Below are 18,395 nucleotides of genomic sequence, written 5' to 3' on the forward strand. Positions count from 1 at the left end.
TTTCATTTAGCTGAGTCTCGTTACTATAACGCCATTGAATTGAACGACTCTAGCTTTCTAGGGTGCCAAACAGTTTTACTTATTTTGGAGAGAGAAGATGTCACACCAGATTATTACTGATCTAGAAAAACGCCATACAGCAAAACATTACGATGCGGTGCAGAAAATTCCTCAGGCCGATTTAGACGTTATCTACGAAGCAATGCGCCTATCGCCTTCTTCTATTAACTCGCAGCCATGGAAATTTATCGTGATTGAAAGCGACGCGGCAAAACAGCGCTTCCACGATACCTTTGCGAACAAATTCCAGTTCAACCAAAAACACGCTAAAGGCGCTTCGCACATTATTTTATTTGCACACAAAACTCACTACAGCCGTGAAGACTACGCAAATGTGGTGGATAAAGGCATTGAAGATGGCCGCACCAAACCCGAAAACAGAGAGCAAGCTTTTGGCGGTTTTGTGTTTGCAGAAATGAACATGGACGAAAACGGTAACAACGCAGCATGGACAAAGTCACAAACTTACATCGCACTTGGTAATGTTATGCATACAGCCGCTCGCCTTGGTATTGACTCCACGCCTATGGAAGGTGTTGACCCAGAATTGATCGGAGAAATCTTCAGTGCAGAACTGGAAGGTTACCAATGCGACGTAGCACTCGCGATCGGTTATCACCACAAAGACGAAGACTACAACGCCGCATTACCTAAATCGCGTCTAGCAATGAAAGACGTAGTAACCGTACTTTAAAGTTTATTTAAAAAGCAAAAAGAGCAAGCCATGAAAGTGACTTGCTCTTTTTTATACTTAAAAATATCACACGCAAAATAAGCTTAATATACTGTTTTTAAAAACTTGAATTAGGCTCTTCTAAAAATGCCAACTCTTCTGCAGAAGACTGACGACCTAAAATAGCATTTCTGTGTGGATAACGGCCGAAACGATCCACAATTTTTTTGTGTTTTAACTCGAAATCCAGATTATTAACTATTCCCAAATCTCTAAATAGAGTTACTGCTTCCTCATGAATCACAGCGGATTCACTGTGCATATACGGCATATATAAAAAGCTTCGCTCTGAAAGCGATAACTCTTGGTCAAAACCTTTGGAGATAGCCACTTGAGCCAAGGCTAAAGCCATAGGGTCAGCAGCAAAGGATGCTGGTTTATCGCGGTAAATATTACGTGAGAATTGGTCCAGTATGATTATTTCAGCCAAGGCGCTTTTAGGAGAATGACGCCAAGCAGACAGTTCTCCCTGAACGGCTTGTTGATGAAGTTCTCCGAAACGATTTTTTATTGTGTTATCAAAGTCGATGTTTTTCTCAAACCATTGATTTGGTTCAATATCGTTAAACCAAAAATCCAATACTCTTTGATACATAACGTCCGCCTCGCACTTACAGAGTAACTAAAAATATAGTGGTTAGAACTGTTAAATTCCAATCACTATATTTTTAATATTCCAGCAAACTACAGCCTAATCGCTGTTAATGCCTCAATCACGTCTTTCAGCTGCTGTGTAATTAATGGCTGTTTCTGCTTATCAAGCTGATACTCAGATTCTTTCGCTAGTTCGTCGTTAATGTAAGTTGCTTGGGAAAGTTCGAGCTGGATGGCGTGAATGCCGTCGTTTGGTTGGCCGAAATGACGAGTAATGTAGCCGCCTTTAAAACGGCCATTGAGTACTTGCGTGTAGTTTGGTCGCAATATTTGCGTGACGGCGTTTGCGATTGTCTCGTCACAAGCTTTGCCTTCATTGGTGCCCCAGTTAAAATCTGGCAATGTGCCTTCAAACAACATAGGCACTTCCGCTGCGATGCTGTGGGCATCGAACAATATAGCGTAGCCGAATTTGGCTTTGAGTCGCGCGAGTTCTTGCTCAATCGTGCCGTGATAGGGTTTCCAAATATGCTCTTTACAAAAGGTTTTATGCTCGTCACTTGGTGCTTTACCTTCAGCAAAAACAGGCGTGTCTTCGAATAAAATGTCGGGGAACAGACCCGTGGTTTTCGTCGCGTAAAGTGGCTTGTCATCATAGGGACGATTAAGGTCAATAACATAACGGGAGTAATTTGCCTTGATAAAGCCCACCCCCAATGACTCTAAAAAATCATAAAGCTCAGGAATAAACCAATCCGTATCGGGCAGTTTTTTAGCTTGATCTGTCAATCCAGCTTGTACCTCAGCCGTTAAGTTCAAACCAGAATGCGGCATGCTGACCAGCAAAGGCGAATCGCCCTGAATAAAATCAAATGCCGGTACGGCTAATACGTCATGCGTTGTCATTATGTTTCCTCTTAACTACTTTTGCCTTCATAGATTCTATTTTTTACTAGGTTGCCGCCAAGCCAATAGCTTAGCTCACCTGGGCTTTCTACATCCCAGCACACAAAGTCAGCGGCTTTCCCCACTTCTAAGCTACCATGAGTATCCGCCATACCCAATGCTTTTGCAGCATGGATGGTCGCGCCAGCCAACGACTCTTCTGGCGTCAGTGCGAACAAGGTACACGCCATGTTCATCATTAGTCGAAGCGACAACGCAGGCGAGGTACCGGGGTTTGCATCCGTGGCAATCGCCATCGGCACGCCATATTGGCGCAGCAAGGCGATCGGCGGACGTTGGGTTTCTTTTAGTGTAAAAAACGCCCCCGGCAATAACACCGCAACCGTGCCGGATTCTGCCATGGCTTTTACGTCTGATTCTTCAATAAATTCAATATGATCCGCCGACAACGCCTTGAACGACGATGCCATAGAAGTTCCACCTAACGAAGACAATTGCTCCGCATGGATTTTCACTGGCAAGCCCAATGACTCTGCGGTTTTAAAATAGCGCGCCACTTGCTCGGTGCTAAAGGCAATGCCTTCGCAAAAAGCATCCACCGCATCAGCCACGCCAAGCTCAGCCACTTTTGGTAGAACCGTGTCACATAGGTAATCAATATAAGCGTCTTTATCGTCATATTCTGGCGGCATGGCATGTGCTGCCAAACAAGTACGTTTTACCGTCACGGGAAATTGCTTTCCTAGTTCCGTCGCTACGCTAAGCATTTTCAATTCTGCATCGAGGGACAGACCATAGCCAGATTTGATCTCAACTGTGGTCACACCATCGGCTATTAAGCTTTTCAGACGACGAGAAGCGCTAGCAATTAACTTCACTTCGCTGGCGTCACGAGTGGCTTTCACAGAGGAAGCGATACCGCCGCCCTGCTTGGCGATTTCTTGATAACTTACGCCATTCAACCGTTGTTCGAATTCACCTGCGCGGTTGCCGCCGAACACAAGGTGCGTGTGACAATCGATCAAACCCGGTGTAACCCAACCACCGCCTAAATCATGTTCAGCCTGAGTCTCATAGGCTGGCAGGTCATGTGCTTCGCCAATCCAAGCAATACGGCCACCAACGACGCCTATCGCTGCGTTTTCAATCACGCTATAACGACCATTTGCCATGGTCGCCACGTGCGCGTTGCGCCATAAACTGTCTAACTTCATAAAAGAATCTTGAGTCATATTTTCTGTCATGCTGTGTGCCATAGCCCCTCTTTTTCGCTCAATTTTTATAACGATCATTGATGCCATAGCATCATAGTAAAAACGAAAAAAGCAGTTCCTAAAGAACTGCTTTTAAAATCTAACTCAGCAGATTACACAACCAAACTTGGTAACAAGCCATCAGGCATGGTGTCGTTATGAACCGCTTCCAACAAGAGTTCATTCGCTTTTTCAATATCGGTCGCGAAGTAACGGTCTTTATCATAGAAAGGCACACGAGCACGCAATGTCGCACGAGCGTTTTCTAGACGTTTGCTGGATTTCAATGGTGCGCGGAAGTCCAAACCTTGTACCGCAGACAGAATTTCCACTGCTAAGATACCGCGGGTATTTTCCGCCATGTCTTTCAAGCGGCGCGCTGCGAAGGTCGCCATAGAAACGTGGTCTTCTTGGTTCGCCGAAGTCGGCAAACTATCAACAGACGCAGGGTGCGCGTAGGTTTTATTCTCGCTCGCCAATGCCGCTGCCGTTACTTGCGCAATCATGAAACCAGAGTTTACACCGCCATTGTCTACTAGAAACGGAGGCAGTTTGCTCAAGTTACTGTCGATCAACAACGCCATACGACGTTCTGACAAACTACCAATTTCAGCAATCGCCAAAGCAAGGTTATCTGCAGCCATAGCGACAGGCTCTGCATGGAAATTACCGCCAGAAATGATGTCGCCTTCCGCGGCAAATACTAATGGGTTGTCCGATACTGAGTTCGCTTCCACACACAAGACTTTTGCAGTACTGCGAATTTGTTCTAGGCACGCGCCCATTACTTGCGGCTGACAACGTAGAGAATACGGGTCTTGGACTTTCTCACAACCTTGGTGAGAATCGCCCAACTCTGATGTTTCCCCTAATAGGTGACGATACGCTGCCGCGGCATCCATTTGCGTTTGATGCCCGCGCACTTCATGAATTCGCGCATCGAATGGGCTACGGCTACCAAGCGCTGCTTCCACAGACAAAGAGCCACACACAACAGCGGACGCAAACAAATCTTCCGCTTCAAATAAACCTTCTAGGGCAAACGCCGTCGATGCTTGCGTGCCGTTTAACAGTGCTAGACCTTCTTTTGGCGCTAAAGCAATTGGCTCAAGCCCTGCGATAGACAAAGCGGCTTGACCAGAAATGACTTCACCACGGTAGCGAGCTTTGCCTTCTCCTAGCAAAATCGTACTCATGTGCGCCAATGGCGCTAAATCACCCGACGCACCTACCGAACCTTTTTTCGGAATGCATGGATACACTTCTTTATTAATCAACGTTAGCAACGCTTGAATCACTTCAAGACGAATACCAGAGAAACCACGGGCAAGGCTGTTTACTTTCAGCGCCATAATCAATTTGACGGTTTTGTCTTCCATTAGCTGACCGATGCCCGCTGCATGAGACAGTACGATACTGCGTTGTAACTCATCCAAATCTTCTGGTGCAATACGCGTATTCGCCAACAAACCAAAGCCAGTGTTAATACCATACACCGTGCGATTTTCTGCAATTACATCATTAACAACTTGTGTACTGGCGTGAATCGCGGGGAAAGCGCTTTCGTCTAGCGTCAGCTTAACGTGACGACGGCTAATTTGGCGCAATTCGTTTAGAGTCAATTGACCTGGTTTTATGGTTAATTCAAACATAGTGTTCTCCAATTTTGATGTCATATTTTGCCATCAAATAATTTTTATTATATTGTTTTACGCCCTTGTGAGGCTTCTTCTATACGCATTACGCAGCACTTAAAACAAATAATATTTAAGTGCTACGTCATATCTAAAGACCAAGTAATTATCTATTACTTACCAGTGATCATAGGTAAATTTAACCCCTGCTCTTTCGCGCAATCGATAGCAATATCATAACCCGCATCCGCATGACGCATCACACCAGTCGCTGGATCGTTATGAAGAACACGAGCAATACGCGCTGCCGCATCGTCACTACCGTCACACACAATTACCATGCCGGAATGCTGAGAGAAGCCCATACCTACGCCACCGCCGTGGTGTAAAGATACCCAAGTCGCACCAGATGCTGTGTTCAGCAAGGCATTCAATAGAGGCCAATCTGATACGGCATCTGAGCCATCTTTCATGCCTTCCGTTTCGCGGTTCGGGCTAGATACAGAACCAGAGTCAAGATGGTCACGACCGATAACGATTGGCGCAGACAATTCACCGCTACGCACCATTTCATTAAAAGCTAAGCCAAGTTTGGCACGTTGACCAAGACCAACCCAACAAATACGCGCTGGCAAACCTTGGAATTGAATACGCTCACGAGCCATGTCTAACCAACGGTGTAAATGCTCATCATCAGGAATCAACTCTTTTACTTTGGCATCGGTTTTATAAATATCTTCTGGATCACCAGACAAAGCTGCCCAACGGAAAGGACCGATACCACGGCAGAACAACGGACGAATGTAAGCAGGTACGAAACCTGGGAAATCAAAGGCATTTTCGACACCTTCTTCCATCGCCATTTGACGAATGTTGTTACCATAATCAAACGTTGGCACACCCATTTTTTGGAAATCCAACATGGCTTGTACATGTTTCGCCATGGATTTTTTCGCAGCAGTTACGATTTTTTTTGACTGAGTTTGTGCTTTCTCGCGGTACTCTTCCCAGCTCATGCCTAGTGGCAAGTAGCCGTTTAATGGATCATGAGCCGATGTTTGGTCTGTCACCATATCTGGGCGAATACCACGTTTTACCATTTCAGGTAGAATTTCTGCAGCGTTACCGCAAAGCGCGATAGACACTGCCTTGCCTTCCGCTGTGTATTTTTTGATGCGAGCCATTGCATCGTCTAGATCAGTCGCTTGCTCATCCACATAGCGAGTACGTAGGCGGAAATCTATACGGCTTTGCTGACATTCAATATTCAATGAACACGCGCCAGCCAAGGTTGCTGCTAGTGGCTGAGCACCACCCATGCCACCAAGACCCGCCGTTAATACCCAGCGACCAGCCAATTTACCATCGTAATGCTGACGACCTGCTTCAACAAAGGTTTCGTAAGTACCTTGCACAATGCCTTGGCTACCGATGTAAATCCAAGAGCCCGCTGTCATTTGGCCGTACATCGCCAAGCCTTTCGCGTCTAGCTCGTTAAAATGTTCCCAGTTGGCCCAATGTGGCACTAGGTTTGAGTTAGCGATTAATACACGAGGTGCGTTGCTATGGGTTTTGAATACCCCCACTGGCTTACCTGATTGCACCAACAAGGTTTCGTCTTCTTCTAGCTCTTTTAGGGATTCAACAATCTTGTCATAACATTCCCAATCACGCGCCGCACGACCAATACCACCGTAAACCACCAATTCTTCTGGGTTTTCCGCTACATCAGGATCCAGGTTGTTCATCAACATACGCATTGGCGCTTCAGTGAACCAAGATTTAGCTGTCAATGTTGTTCCAGTTGCTGCTTTTACGACACCTGCGCGGTAACGTTTTTGAGCGAGTGTTTGCTTAGTCATTTTTTCACCTATCAAAGAATGTCTTTTGATTCTGATTAAAAGGAAGATTTAACGAACATGTATATACAATTCATCTAAAGATAAAATCTAATTTTTCTAGATGCAAGCCATTTTTGAAAATAAATCCAACGAATTCAAATTAAAAAGGACAAGTGACACACACTAAAAAGCAAAAAAACCTTAACAATCAAGCACGACATAAGTGAATCACCAGATGAAAAAGAAACTCATAAAAAACACACTTGTATATACATTATATTTTCCATTACACTCAAAGCATCAATATTCATTAGGACAGGACTTGTGACTAGCCATAACCCCACTCATTGCGATAGCACTCAATACTATTTTGCGCAACGCGCTTTGCTCTCTTCTGGCTGGGCGAAAGATGTGCTTTTTTCTGTTAAAAATGGTCAATTTCACTCTTTTGCAGCAGACAGCGTGCCAACAGCAGACTGCCATGTTTTATCTGGCCCCGTCTTACCAACACTTGCCAACGTGCATTCTCATGCCTTTCAGCGAGTAATGGCGGGAGCCGCAGAAGTCAGCTTAAATCCGAATGATAGTTTTTGGAGTTGGCGCGATTTGATGTACAAGATCGTGCAAAAGCTTACGCCAGATGATGCTCATATCATTGCCAAACAGCTTTATATCGACATGCTAAAAGCCGGTTATACACAAGTCGGGGAATTCCACTATCTACACCACGATGTTGGCGGAAAGCATTATGGCCAGCTCGGAGAAATGTCGAATCAGATCATCGCTGCAGCTGACGAGTCTGGGCTAGGCTTAACGTTGCTACCTGTGCTGTATTCGCACTCTGGTTTTGGAGGACAAGCACCGAACGCCGGACAAGCGCGCTTCATCAACAGCACAGATTCTTATTTGGCGTTACATCAAGCCTGCGATAAAGCATTAGCAAATCATCCTCGCCATAAATTGGGGATCTGTTTTCACTCGCTGCGCGCTGTGACCAAACCACAAATTGAGACTGTACTTTCTGCGTTAAAACAAGACGTTCCGATACACATTCATATCGCCGAGCAACAAAAAGAAGTGCAAGACAGCTTAGCTTTCAGCGGGCAACGTCCAGTGGAATGGCTACATAATGAAGTCGGCCTAAATGGTCGCTGGTGCTTGGTTCACGCCACTCATCTAACCGATACAGAACGCCAAGCCATCGCCAGCAACCAAGCGGTAGCAGGGCTTTGCCCGACGACAGAAGCAAATTTAGGCGATGGCATTTTCCCAGGCGTAGCGTTCGAACAAGACGGAGGCCGTTGGGGTATTGGCTCAGACAGCCATGTGAGCTTGTCGATTGTCGAAGAATTACGAACTTACGAATACGGGCAGCGCCTACGCGACCAACAACGCAATCGTTTATATCGTGCCGACCAAACCAGTATTGGTGACAACCTTTATCAGCAAGCTTTGTTGGGTGGCAATCAAGCCTGCGATGTGTCATTAGGGTTAAGCCAAGGTAACCGAGCAGACTTTATAGTACTCGACGAATCTCATCCTTTTATCGCCGCAAGTGAAGCAAAAGACCTACTCAATCGCTGGCTATTCGCCACTAATGAAAACCTTGTGAAAGACGTTTTTGTCGCTGGCAAACACACCATAAAAGACTTCCACCACCAGCATGAAGACAGCAGCCGTCTGGCCTTTACTCAAGTCATTAAAAAGGCCATGTACCATGCCTAATTTCATTATTATCGAGCAATCACAATTCTTGCGAATGCCATGGAAAAACGGCCTTGGCGAAACCCTAGAGATTCAACGTCATGAAGATAAAATAGGCCTACGTTTTCGTATCAGCCAGGCTTCGGTTGTGGAAAACGGCATGTTTTCCGATTTCAGCGGATTGCATCGCACCTTGGTGTTGTTATCTGGTGAAGGCATGACACTCGAACACACAGATAGCAGCAGCAAAAGCAGTCATATTTTAAACAAGCTACTAGACATAGCGCGCTTCTCAGGTGGTGATGAAACTTATGCCACACTGAAAAGTGGCAAAATTGAAGACCTGAATATCATGGTGCGAGACACCGACACTCAAGCAAAAGTAGAAGCATACTCAGCACCTTGCTCGGTATTACTTTCAAATAACGATACCTCGATCTCAACTAGCGACACCTTGTTCAGTGGTTTTTATGCTGCTGAAGACACTGTGATGGATATAGAGAGCGCAACTCCTTTGCTAATCAAAGCACACAGCATGGTAATTTTTTCAGAAGAAATCAATGCGACATTGGCTCAAGGAAACGGCATATTGATAAAAGTGACCGCGATTTAACGCTTCACTCGGACAAGCATACACTTTAAAAAAGTACTCCCTTGACCCTTTCAACCAATCTAAGTTGAAAGGGTCTTTTTTTAGAGCGACTTTCTTACTATCGAATATTACTGAACATCCGCAAAATGCGTTGCTAGCAACGCGTTACTGCGAACCAACAGACTACTTTTTTCGATTTCTGGTGCTAACCAGCGATCTTCATCATAAGAAGGAATACTTTCACGAATCAGCTCCCACGCTTTAAAAGTTCCCTCTCCCATGCTGCCAGGTTCAATAAACTCACAGGCTTGGGCGGCACAAAGGTACTCGATCGCTAAGATTTTGTTAGTGTTTTCCAGTACGGTTAATAACTTAAGCGCAGCCATGGTGCCCATACTCAAATGATCTTCCTGCAAGGCAGAAGTCACATAATTATCTGTCACTGCAGGTACCGCAAAGCGTTTGTTCTCGGCACACAAAGAAGCAGCCACATATTGAACAATCATCATGCCAGAGTTCACACCTGGTTCAGACACCAAGTAGGCAGGTAAACCGCTGACCAATGGATTCACCAGTCGATCCAAGCGGCGTTCAGAAATGCCTCCTAACTCAGCAATGCTGATGGCCATCAAATCCGCCGCAATGGCCACACTCTCACCGTGAGGATTGGCTTGCGAGACTACACGATAATTTTCCGGCGTGCCAAGCACCAACGGATTGTCAGTAGCCGAACTAAGCTCCGTATTTACTTGCATAGCAACATGCTTAAGTTGATCTCTTACCGCGCCATGCACTTGAGGAATAGAGCGAACACTTAAGGCATCCTGAGTGCGAATGCCGTGATGACTCGTTAGATTTTCACTGCCTTTGAGCAGACCTCGTAAATTACGTCCAACCGTTTGTACACCTTCATAAGGCTTTAACGATAAGACTTCTGGGTCGAGTGCATCTTGCTGGCCTTCTAATGCCTCAAAACTTAACGCACTAATAACATCTGCCCATTTGGTTAAGCGCCATGCGTCATCTATCGCAAGACAAGATAACCCTGTCATACATGGCGTGCCGTTCACTAGACTTAAACCGTCTTTTGCACCCAATCTAATTGGCTCCAACCCTTCCGCCAAAAAAGCATCGGTGGTTGGTACTACCTTGCCTTGATAAGAAACGGTTCCGATACCTAATAAGCAAACACCAATATGCGCCATATGCGTTAAATAACCGACTGATCCCTGGCTAGGCACCTGAGGTGTTATTCCACGATTCAAGAAATCCAATAAGCCTTGAACCAGATTGCGGTGAATACCAGATTTTCCCTTACTGTAATTCACCACCGCCGCGCACATAATGGCGCGGCACTGCTCATCGGGTAAGATTGGCCCAACGCCACAAGCATGGCTGAGCAAGGTGTTACGAGACAACTTACTCAGTTGCTCTGCCGTCAAACTCACACTACAAAGCGACCCTAAACCTGTGTTAATGCCATAAGCATTTTTGCCACTTTTAACAATGCATTGAACAATAAGCTGGGCGTTATCAATTTTCTCCCAGATGGAGTCCGATAACTCTAGCAAGGCGCCATAACGCGCTACTTGCACAACGTCTTGCCAACGAATCGCTTGTTCGCCAATTATTACTTTTGCACTATTACTCATTATATCGCTCAATTTTCACACAGTTGCGGCGCGACGCTGAACAAAGCGGTCAACGTATTCGTCCGCAGGATTATTCAAAATATCATGAGGCGTGCCGACCTGAATCAATTGCCCGTCTTTCATGATCGCAATACGATTACCAATACGCAGCGCTTCGTCCAAGTCATGAGTGATAAACACGATGGTTTTGTGAAGTGTGCTTTGCAATGTTAAAAGCTGGTCCTGCATTTCTGTACGAATAAGCGGATCTAAGGCACTAAACGCCTCATCCATCAAAATAATATCGGTATCCGCAGCTAACGCACGCGCCAAGCCTACACGCTGACGCATCCCGCCAGATAATTGTGCAGGATAACGAGATTCATAACCTTTCAGGCCAACCGTGTCTATCCAATAATTGGCTTTTTCTTCTTGGTACGCTTTGGTTTCACCGCGTACTTTTAAGCCGTAACCAACATTGTCCAATACGGTTTTGTGAGGCAATAAACCAAAGCTTTGAAACACCATACTGATTTTATTACGGCGGAACTGACGTAGTTGATTTGAGTTGTATTGCAGGATGTCTTCACCGTCTACGTAAATATGACCACTTGTCGGGTCAATCAGACGATTAAAGTGGCGCACTAAGGTAGATTTTCCTGAACCAGACAAACCCATGATGACAAAAATCTCGCCAGAGTCGATGCTCATTGAAATGTCATTTACGCCAACCACACAACCGGTTTTGGCCAAAATATCACTTTTTGATTCAGCGCTTTCGATCAGTTTTATTGCAGCGGGAACATTGTCGCCAAATACCTTAAATACGTTTTCGATTATTATTTTTTGCTTTGAAGAGGTCATACTTATGCTCCGTATTTTGGCTTGCCATAGGCTTGTGTGATTCGGTCAAACACCACAGCTAAAATAACAATGGCCAATCCAGCTTCGAGCCCACGCCCCACATTTAGTGTCTGAATGCCAATAAGAACATCTTCGCCCAATCCTCGAGCGCCAATCATAGAAGCAATCACAACCATAGAAAGAGCCATCATGGTAGTTTGGTTAATACCCGCCATAATGCTAGGCAAGGACAAAGGCAACTGCACACCAAAGAGCAGCTGAGAACGAGTCACACCAAAAGAATGCACAGCTTCAATAACTTCTTTATCCACTTGGCGAATACCCAGATCTGTTAACCGTATAAGAGGTGGCACAGCATAAATAACTGTCGCAAAAATAGCGGGCACTTTCCCTAAGCCAAACAACATAAGCACTGGAATCAAGTAAACAAAACTTGGCATGGTTTGCATGATATCCAGCATCGGCATAAGTACTTTTCGCAACCTATCACTGCGCGCAGAAAGTATCCCCATCGGTATACCAATCAATACCGAAATAAAGGTGGAAATCAGCATCAGCGCCAAGGTTTGCATGAGCTTATCCCACAAGCCAACTGCTCCGACAAAAAAGAGCAAGCCTGTAAGAATCACCGTTGGCAAAATTTTTCTAGTCGCATGAAAAGCAATGACCGCCACAAATATAAGCATCATCCACCAGGGTACAAAGCGGAGAAACTTTTCAAGATTCACGATGGAAATTAAAAGGACATCAGAAATATGTCGAAAGACATCACCGTAATTGGTTACAAGATCATCAACCCAAGCGTTGATCCAATTAGCGGTTGTAAAAGTAAACTGCTGTGGAAACATATCAGTACCTAATTTTTATTCGAAAAATGCGCCTTCTCTGCATTTCCTTTAAGAGAAGGCGTCATGATTAAAGACCGCTTTGAATGTTTTTCGCCGCGTTAGCACTCACCCACGTCGTCCAAATCTCAGGCTTTTCTTTTAAGAAAGTTTTGGCCAGTTCAGGCGCATCAATATGCTCTACGCTCATACGCGCTAAATAGGTATTTAACAGATCAATAGGGATATTTACTTTCGAAAGCACATTCACAAGCTCAGGCGCTTCATCGTGAAAGGTTTTAGATAGTCCAACTTGAATAGTAACGCTTTTGTCTACGCCCGGTTTTTCCTCTAATTTGATTACATCAACACGACCTAAAAGCGCGGTTGGTGACCAGTAATAGAATAAAATAGGTTCTTTACGTTTATAGCTAGACAGTACTGCTGCATCTAAGGCAGGGCCCGTGCCGGATCGGAAATTCGTATAGCTGTTTTCTAAACCATAATCTTTTAGCATTTCTGTGTTTTCTGTTTCACATGTCCAGCCAGCAGGACAGTTATAGAAGCGACCTTTAGAGGGCTCTTCTTGATCTCGAAAAATAGCAGAGTACTGAGCGAGATCGGCAATATTTTTTAAATTAGGAGCGCTGGCTTTAATACCACGGGAAGCATCCCCTTCAACCACAAAACGTGGTACGTACCAACCTTCTACCGCGCCGACTACTGGCGCTCCAACACCTACAACTTTGCCCGCTTCAGCCGCTTTATTCCACACTTCACTTCGGCCTACCCACTCTTCCGCAAACACTTGAATATCATTGGTGCTAAGAGCATTTTCCATTGAGATAGAGTTACCAGGTAAGCTATCTACTTTACAGCCATAACCTTCTTTTAAAAGTGTTTGCATGATCTCAGTTAGCAGCATGCCACTTTCCCAATTCAGTCCTGCAAATTTCACCGCTTTACCTGAATCGCACCAATCACTGGCAAAACTGGCATTTGCGCCAGCAGTTAAAGCAAGGCCCACAGCAACACATTTTACTTTGCTCATTACTTTCATGTGATCGTTCCTCATGTTCGTTTTTTTAATTTGGCCACAAGTTATCGATGCGCCTCAGCTAACCCACACCTAATGGAATTAATTGCATCAATAATATTTTATACAACAACTGGTAGTAACATGTATATACAAGCAAGCCATATGCCAACATTTTTTTTCAAACTAATCGTGAAAGAAATAAAGGAAAATAAGAAAAGATAGGTCGTACAGCACATAAAAAAGCCCTTTCTATGCACTAAAAAGGGCTTCGACGCACCAAAATAAAACAAAAAACTAACGACCAAAATGTCCGAATAGTTGAAAACGCGAACCAGGGTGTAATAGGCGAGCAGCCGTTACGATATCATCGCCCGCCCAAGTACGACGTTTGATTTGTAAACAAGGTTCTGATGCTTGAATTTGTAGGCGTTCGCATTCGACAGCATTAGGCAAGACAGCTTCCACTAAATGCTCGCCTTCCGTCATCGGTGCTACGCTCATCAGGTATTCATAAGGCGTGTGTCTGGCAAAATCTTGTTTATCGTAATCTGGTGCTAACGTTGCATTAACAATTCGTTCTTCTATTTGAATAGGTAAATCGTTTTCGAAGTGCAAAACCACAGAGCGAAAAATGCCATGATTTGTACGAACGCCGAGCGTCATTGCCTCTTCCATGGAGGCTTTGGCAGATTCCAGTACTAATAATTCAGAACGATGTTTATGGCCACGAGCAGCAACCTCTTCCGCTATGTTATGAACTTCAAATAACGCTGAATGAGCTTTTTTCTCCGCAACAAACGTACCTAAGCCTTGGTGACGAACAAGGTAGCCTTCTGCCGTTAATTCACGTAATGCACGATTCACCGTCATACGACTCACACCCAATGCCTTAACGACTTCCGCCTCCGAAGGTATACGTTGATTCGTTTGCCACTCACCCGATGAAATTTTTAACGAGATAGCCTGTTTTAGTTTGGCATAAATAGGCTGTGGTGCATCTGGTAAATCATCGAACAAGTTAGCTAAATTGGGAGCGGTTACGTCAGACACTAGAGATTCCATATGTTCATGAATTTAAGGGGAAATTATATCGTGAGTCGGCAAGAACAAACAATAAACTTGTCTATACACTACTAAATAGGTGCCAGCCAGAGTGCAGCTAACCACGAAAGCCCCATCAATAAAGAAAAGATCACGCCCCAGCGGGGCGTCTTCACGTCAACCGATGCCATTGTTTGATGCTTTTTACGACCATGAATCATAGCTTTAATAAGGCGCTCTTTAAGGCAAAGCTCATGGTAAAGCACAGCCAATACATGCATAGCGACCAGCCCTAATAGGACGTTAGGTAAGAAATGATGAATCGATGCCAATTGGCTAGCCAAATCTTCTGAAATAAGAGAATAAAAAGGCCCAAACCAAAACACTTCATCACTGGTAAATAACCCTGTTCCCCACTGCACAGAAAGCGCAAGCAATAAAACTACCACCATCAATGCACCAACTGGATTATGACCTAAATATTTTTTGGGTCGACCTGATAACAACGACATAGCAAAGCGAAAAGCAACCTTTGGCCCCTTAACAAAATGACTAAAGCGCGCGTAGTAGGAACCGTAAAAGCCATAAAGCACACGGGCAATAATCACCGCAGACAAACCATAGCCCATATAAAAATGATACTGCACATAATCGCTTTCTGATTTTCCTGTGACAATTAAACCCGTAAACAAAAGCACTATCAGCCAATGGCTAATTCTCACAGGCCAATCCCATACCAGTGTTGACTTCATATTAACTATCCTCATTGTGCTCTAGACTGCTCAAAAATCGCTCGCTTGCAATATAGAGACATTAAACACTATGCTGTGAAAAGCAAGAATCTGATTGCCTAATATCTGCGATTAGACGATAAACATGTATCTCTGAGCGTTATCAATATTCGAAGGCGAGGCAAAAACATGGTTGTCATTGTATTCCTGATTACATTTTGCATTGTGTTGTTTTTAACATACTTACTAACTTGTAAGGGACGTTTCTATAACCGACAAAATGCCGTAATTGGTGCACCTATTGATATGGTGGCAGAAGATTTAAGCGACCTTACTAACTGGCAAAACTGGCTACCTTGGTTGGTTTACGAACCTAAAGCCCATATTGATTATGAATACTTACATTCCGGTATCCATTCCGTTTTTCCCACCTGTTTAGTTTGGCAAGGTACGCTTATTAAAAAGGGCTATATCACATTAGAACCGGCTCGCTCTGGTGCTCATTACTTTCATACTTTATTAGAAGCCCCAGCATTTTATCCGAACGACGTACATTTCAATATTGAACTCACCAAGCAAAAAGAACGCACTTTGGTTACTATTCAAATCACTGGTAAGCTCCCTTTTTTCAGCCGCTGGAAGCAAAAACACTACAGCATCTGTGCAGAGAAAGACGCGGAACTCGCCCTACTAAAATTATTGGCTTACTTAAATAAATACAGCACAGCATCCAGCCACGAATACAACGCGCCAAACTTTGAGTGGCTTGATAAATCCAAGCTAGAGAATATCGATGCGGTGACTCGTCCCTTCATCGTGAGCAACCAGCCGATGTCGCAAAAAATGGATCAAGGCTTCCATGATTTGATAACTGAGCTTGGTCCAGAAAACCCACCAGCAGGCCCAAGCTTTGCACTTTACGAAAAGGCCGATATTAGCCACCATTACTTCTCAGGCCGATTAGGTATCCCTGTGCAAAATTTAGTGCCGTGTGAGCTGTGCCCTGAGCGAATTGTCTTGCGCGGCAACTATTTGCATCTACGCTATAAAGGCGACTACCAAAACCTTTCCTTAGCTTGGCATGTTTTATACAACTTTATGCGCATACAAAACTTAAAACGAGATAGGAGACACTACGGTGTAGAAATCTTCGAGGTTGGGCCAGCTCAGACAAACAACTCAAAGGACTACATTACCTCGGTATATTTACCCATCAAATAATTGGCTTAGCCGCTTTTTTATGGGACAGTCTAATCTGAAATGACCATAACCTAACAAGTAAGGAAGTGCAGACGTGACAAAACTTTATCCATTAATCGACAGCGTGATACGCATCATGCTGACCATCGTTTTTTTCTATATTTTCAAGCACTTCATGAATGTACAAAATGATTTGTTATTGGCCTTCGTTTCCGTACTTTGTGGCTTCGTAGCTTTCCGTGGTTTAGTATTTCTCTTCAACAAACTAACAGCCAAAAAACAAGAATGACAAACTGAAAATATAGCGCGCTTTAATCCTTCCCCCTGAAAATATTACGACGCAGATTTAATGGATATAAACTCTGTGTTCTAGCTAACACTTGTCAACCAACATGAGTTTTTCTATGACCACACTCTACCAAGAACACCTAACTGTTCTCATAAATCGATATGAAAACGCCATGGCGTATTTCGGCCTAGACGGCATTGTCTTAGCATCAGGGGAAAAAAGTTATTATTTTCAGGATGATCATAACCACCCGTTTCATGCCTATTCTGGCGCACAGCAATGGTTACCTTTTAATCTAGGTGCAGAAACCTATGTTGTACTAAAAACGGGCGAAAAGCCGACCTTGGTTTGGCCTGTTCGTGATGATTTTTGGCACGCTCCAAATCCCGTTCCGAGCGGCGATTGGCAACACGATTGGAACATTGTTACCGCACGAAAAGCAGATAAATGGTTTGCAGACTTACCTAAACAAACCGCTTGGCTTGGCCCACAATCGATGCCATTCGCTGTGGCCTGTGAAGACTTAAAAGCCTATGTAGATTTTGCCAAAGCGGTAAAAACTGATTTCGAAATTCAAGCCATGCGCCAAGCTAGCATTCGCGGCGCAGCTGGTCATATCGCGGCGAAAGAAGCTTTCTTAGCGGGCATGAGCGAACTAGAGATCCATCTTGCATTTTTACAAGCCAGCCAACAAACCGCCACACAAGAACCTTACCCAGGAATCGTCGGTTTAAATGAGCACGCGGCTGTGCTGCACTATGAGCATAAATCCATAGCGAGAATACCTGACTCTCGCACATTGTTAATTGACGCCGGCGCCAACGAACATGGCTATGCCAGTGACATCACTCGCACCTTTACCCGCCACGATGATGACTTTAACGCCTTGATCAATGACCTCGATACGATGGAGCAAAAGCTTTGCCGCAGCGCCATGTCTGGTGTTAGCTTCCGAGATTTGCATCAAGACACACTAGTGGGTATTGCGACGTTACTTCTTGAGCATAAGGTTTGCTCGTTAAGTGTTGAGGAGCAGTTAACCAAGCGCATTCCACAAGTTTTCTTTCCCCATGGTTTGGGTCACTTGCTTGGCTTGCAGGTTCACGATGTGGGCGGTCATCAAATTGATCAAGCGGGTACATTAAGCAAGCCAGACGATAGTGCTCCATTCTTGCGCCTCACCAGAACATTAGAGAAAAATATGGTGATCACCATAGAACCTGGCTTATATTTTATTCCAATGCTGATCGACAAGATGAAGGCAGAGGTATCAAATCACGGTTGCGATATGGCACGTATTCAGCACTTCATGCCTTATGGCGGCATCCGTATTGAAGACAATGTCGTGGTGAAAAATGACCAGCCCGAGAACCTCACTCGTATCGCTTTTGCCAACTCGCTGTAAAAAGCTAAAACAAGATTGTTCGTTACCCAAACGAAAAGCCTAATCGTTGTATTA

17 protein-coding genes are annotated in these 18,395 nt (G+C 44.5%); 6 read left to right on the forward strand and 11 right to left on the reverse strand.

Annotated elements, in window-relative coordinates; genetic code table 11:
- Positions 1–97: 97 nt before the first annotated feature.
- Positions 98–754: an NAD(P)H-dependent oxidoreductase gene (locus KDW99_RS17720; RefSeq protein WP_255826576.1), complete on the forward strand. Its 657-nt coding sequence runs from the start codon at positions 98–100 to the stop codon at positions 752–754.
- A 97-nt stretch (positions 755–851) separates the two neighbouring features.
- On the opposite strand, the gene KDW99_RS17725 is transcribed toward KDW99_RS17720, so the two are convergent.
- The 5 genes from KDW99_RS17725 to hutU all read right to left on the reverse strand — a co-directional run bounded on the left by KDW99_RS17725 (position 852) and on the right by hutU (position 7,042).
- Positions 852–1,388 (reverse strand): DUF924 family protein, encoded by a 537-nt coding sequence (locus tag KDW99_RS17725; protein ID WP_255826577.1) that lies wholly within the window; start codon positions 1,386–1,388, stop codon positions 852–854.
- Positions 1,389–1,477: 89 nt separating this feature from the next.
- Positions 1,478–2,293, reverse strand: coding sequence for an N-formylglutamate deformylase (gene hutG / locus KDW99_RS17730; RefSeq protein WP_255826578.1), 816 nt, complete (start codon positions 2,291–2,293; stop codon positions 1,478–1,480).
- 11 nt (positions 2,294–2,304) lie between these two features.
- Positions 2,305–3,525: an imidazolonepropionase gene (hutI, locus tag KDW99_RS17735; protein WP_255829312.1), complete on the reverse strand. Its 1,221-nt coding sequence runs from the start codon at positions 3,523–3,525 to the stop codon at positions 2,305–2,307.
- Positions 3,526–3,659: 134 nt separating this feature from the next.
- A complete protein-coding gene (hutH, locus tag KDW99_RS17740; protein WP_255826579.1) occupies positions 3,660–5,198 on the reverse strand; it encodes a histidine ammonia-lyase in 1,539 nt (512 codons plus the stop codon).
- 155 nt (positions 5,199–5,353) lie between these two features.
- A complete protein-coding gene (hutU, locus tag KDW99_RS17745; RefSeq protein WP_255826580.1) occupies positions 5,354–7,042 on the reverse strand; it encodes a urocanate hydratase in 1,689 nt (562 codons plus the stop codon).
- Positions 7,043–7,345: 303 nt separating this feature from the next.
- Between hutU and KDW99_RS17750 the strand changes: the two genes are divergently transcribed.
- Both KDW99_RS17750 and KDW99_RS17755 read left to right on the forward strand, forming a co-directional pair.
- The gene (locus KDW99_RS17750; RefSeq protein WP_255826581.1) at positions 7,346–8,746 is read left to right on the forward strand and encodes a formimidoylglutamate deiminase; all 1,401 of its coding nucleotides are present in this window, start codon (positions 7,346–7,348) and stop codon (positions 8,744–8,746) included.
- Positions 8,739–9,338 carry a HutD/Ves family protein gene (locus KDW99_RS17755; protein WP_255826582.1) on the forward strand — a complete coding sequence of 200 codons (600 nt, stop codon included), beginning with the start codon at positions 8,739–8,741 and terminating at the stop codon, positions 9,336–9,338. Before KDW99_RS17750 ends, KDW99_RS17755 begins: the two co-directional genes overlap by 8 nt.
- A gap of 107 nt (positions 9,339–9,445) precedes the next feature.
- Here KDW99_RS17755 and KDW99_RS17760 read toward each other — a convergent pair whose 3' ends face one another.
- The 6 genes from KDW99_RS17760 to KDW99_RS17785 all read right to left on the reverse strand — a co-directional run bounded on the left by KDW99_RS17760 (position 9,446) and on the right by KDW99_RS17785 (position 15,468).
- A complete protein-coding gene (locus tag KDW99_RS17760; protein WP_255826583.1) occupies positions 9,446–10,969 on the reverse strand; it encodes an HAL/PAL/TAL family ammonia-lyase in 1,524 nt (507 codons plus the stop codon).
- A 15-nt stretch (positions 10,970–10,984) separates the two neighbouring features.
- Positions 10,985–11,812, reverse strand: coding sequence for a quaternary amine ABC transporter ATP-binding protein (locus tag KDW99_RS17765; protein ID WP_370646846.1), 828 nt, complete (start codon positions 11,810–11,812; stop codon positions 10,985–10,987).
- A gap of 2 nt (positions 11,813–11,814) precedes the next feature.
- Positions 11,815–12,660, reverse strand: a complete 846-nt coding sequence (locus tag KDW99_RS17770; RefSeq protein WP_212916571.1) for an ABC transporter permease — start codon at positions 12,658–12,660, stop codon at positions 11,815–11,817.
- A 67-nt stretch (positions 12,661–12,727) separates the two neighbouring features.
- Positions 12,728–13,696: a glycine betaine ABC transporter substrate-binding protein gene (locus KDW99_RS17775; protein WP_212916572.1), complete on the reverse strand. Its 969-nt coding sequence runs from the start codon at positions 13,694–13,696 to the stop codon at positions 12,728–12,730.
- Between the two features lie 273 nt (positions 13,697–13,969).
- Complete coding sequence (hutC, locus tag KDW99_RS17780; RefSeq protein ID WP_249411627.1) at positions 13,970–14,725, reverse strand: histidine utilization repressor; 756 nt, start codon at positions 14,723–14,725, stop codon at positions 13,970–13,972.
- An 83-nt stretch (positions 14,726–14,808) separates the two neighbouring features.
- A complete protein-coding gene (locus tag KDW99_RS17785; protein WP_255826584.1) occupies positions 14,809–15,468 on the reverse strand; it encodes a cytochrome b/b6 domain-containing protein in 660 nt (219 codons plus the stop codon).
- Between the two features lie 168 nt (positions 15,469–15,636).
- Between KDW99_RS17785 and KDW99_RS17790 the strand changes: the two genes are divergently transcribed.
- The 3 genes from KDW99_RS17790 (at position 15,637) to pepQ (ending at position 18,341) form a co-directional block, all read left to right on the forward strand.
- Positions 15,637–16,668 carry a GyrI-like domain-containing protein gene (locus KDW99_RS17790; protein ID WP_255826585.1) on the forward strand — a complete coding sequence of 344 codons (1,032 nt, stop codon included), beginning with the start codon at positions 15,637–15,639 and terminating at the stop codon, positions 16,666–16,668.
- Between the two features lie 73 nt (positions 16,669–16,741).
- Complete coding sequence (locus KDW99_RS17795; RefSeq protein ID WP_255826586.1) at positions 16,742–16,936, forward strand: hypothetical protein; 195 nt, start codon at positions 16,742–16,744, stop codon at positions 16,934–16,936.
- A gap of 115 nt (positions 16,937–17,051) precedes the next feature.
- A complete protein-coding gene (gene pepQ, locus KDW99_RS17800) occupies positions 17,052–18,341 on the forward strand; it encodes a Xaa-Pro dipeptidase (protein WP_255826587.1) in 1,290 nt (429 codons plus the stop codon).
- Positions 18,342–18,395: the final 54 nt, after the last annotated feature.

This window comes from Marinomonas rhizomae (assembly GCF_024397855.1).
Taxonomy (GTDB): Bacteria; Pseudomonadota; Gammaproteobacteria; order Pseudomonadales; family Marinomonadaceae; genus Marinomonas; species Marinomonas rhizomae_A.

What these genes read in the sequence shown, in the direction of transcription:
- KDW99_RS17720 (WP_255826576.1), top strand. Translation starts at nt 98, where the DNA reads ATGTCACACCAGATTATTACTGATCTAGAAAAACGCCATACAGCAAAA.
- KDW99_RS17725 (WP_255826577.1), bottom strand. Translation starts at nt 1,388, where the DNA reads ATGTATCAAAGAGTATTGGATTTTTGGTTTAACGATATTGAACCAAAT.
- hutG (WP_255826578.1), bottom strand. Translation starts at nt 2,293, where the DNA reads ATGACAACGCATGACGTATTAGCCGTACCGGCATTTGATTTTATTCAG.
- hutI (WP_255829312.1), bottom strand. Translation starts at nt 3,525, where the DNA reads ATGACTCAAGATTCTTTTATGAAGTTAGACAGTTTATGGCGCAACGCG.
- hutH (WP_255826579.1), bottom strand. Translation starts at nt 5,198, where the DNA reads ATGTTTGAATTAACCATAAAACCAGGTCAATTGACTCTAAACGAATTG.
- hutU (WP_255826580.1), bottom strand. Translation starts at nt 7,042, where the DNA reads ATGACTAAGCAAACACTCGCTCAAAAACGTTACCGCGCAGGTGTCGTA.
- KDW99_RS17755 (WP_255826582.1), top strand. Translation starts at nt 8,739, where the DNA reads ATGCCTAATTTCATTATTATCGAGCAATCACAATTCTTGCGAATGCCA.
- KDW99_RS17760 (WP_255826583.1), bottom strand. Translation starts at nt 10,969, where the DNA reads ATGAGTAATAGTGCAAAAGTAATAATTGGCGAACAAGCGATTCGTTGG.
- KDW99_RS17765 (WP_370646846.1), bottom strand. Translation starts at nt 11,812, where the DNA reads ATGACCTCTTCAAAGCAAAAAATAATAATCGAAAACGTATTTAAGGTA.
- KDW99_RS17770 (WP_212916571.1), bottom strand. Translation starts at nt 12,660, where the DNA reads ATGTTTCCACAGCAGTTTACTTTTACAACCGCTAATTGGATCAACGCT.
- KDW99_RS17775 (WP_212916572.1), bottom strand. Translation starts at nt 13,696, where the DNA reads ATGAAAGTAATGAGCAAAGTAAAATGTGTTGCTGTGGGCCTTGCTTTA.
- KDW99_RS17785 (WP_255826584.1), bottom strand. Translation starts at nt 15,468, where the DNA reads ATGAAGTCAACACTGGTATGGGATTGGCCTGTGAGAATTAGCCATTGG.
- KDW99_RS17790 (WP_255826585.1), top strand. Translation starts at nt 15,637, where the DNA reads ATGGTTGTCATTGTATTCCTGATTACATTTTGCATTGTGTTGTTTTTA.
- pepQ (WP_255826587.1), top strand. Translation starts at nt 17,052, where the DNA reads ATGACCACACTCTACCAAGAACACCTAACTGTTCTCATAAATCGATAT.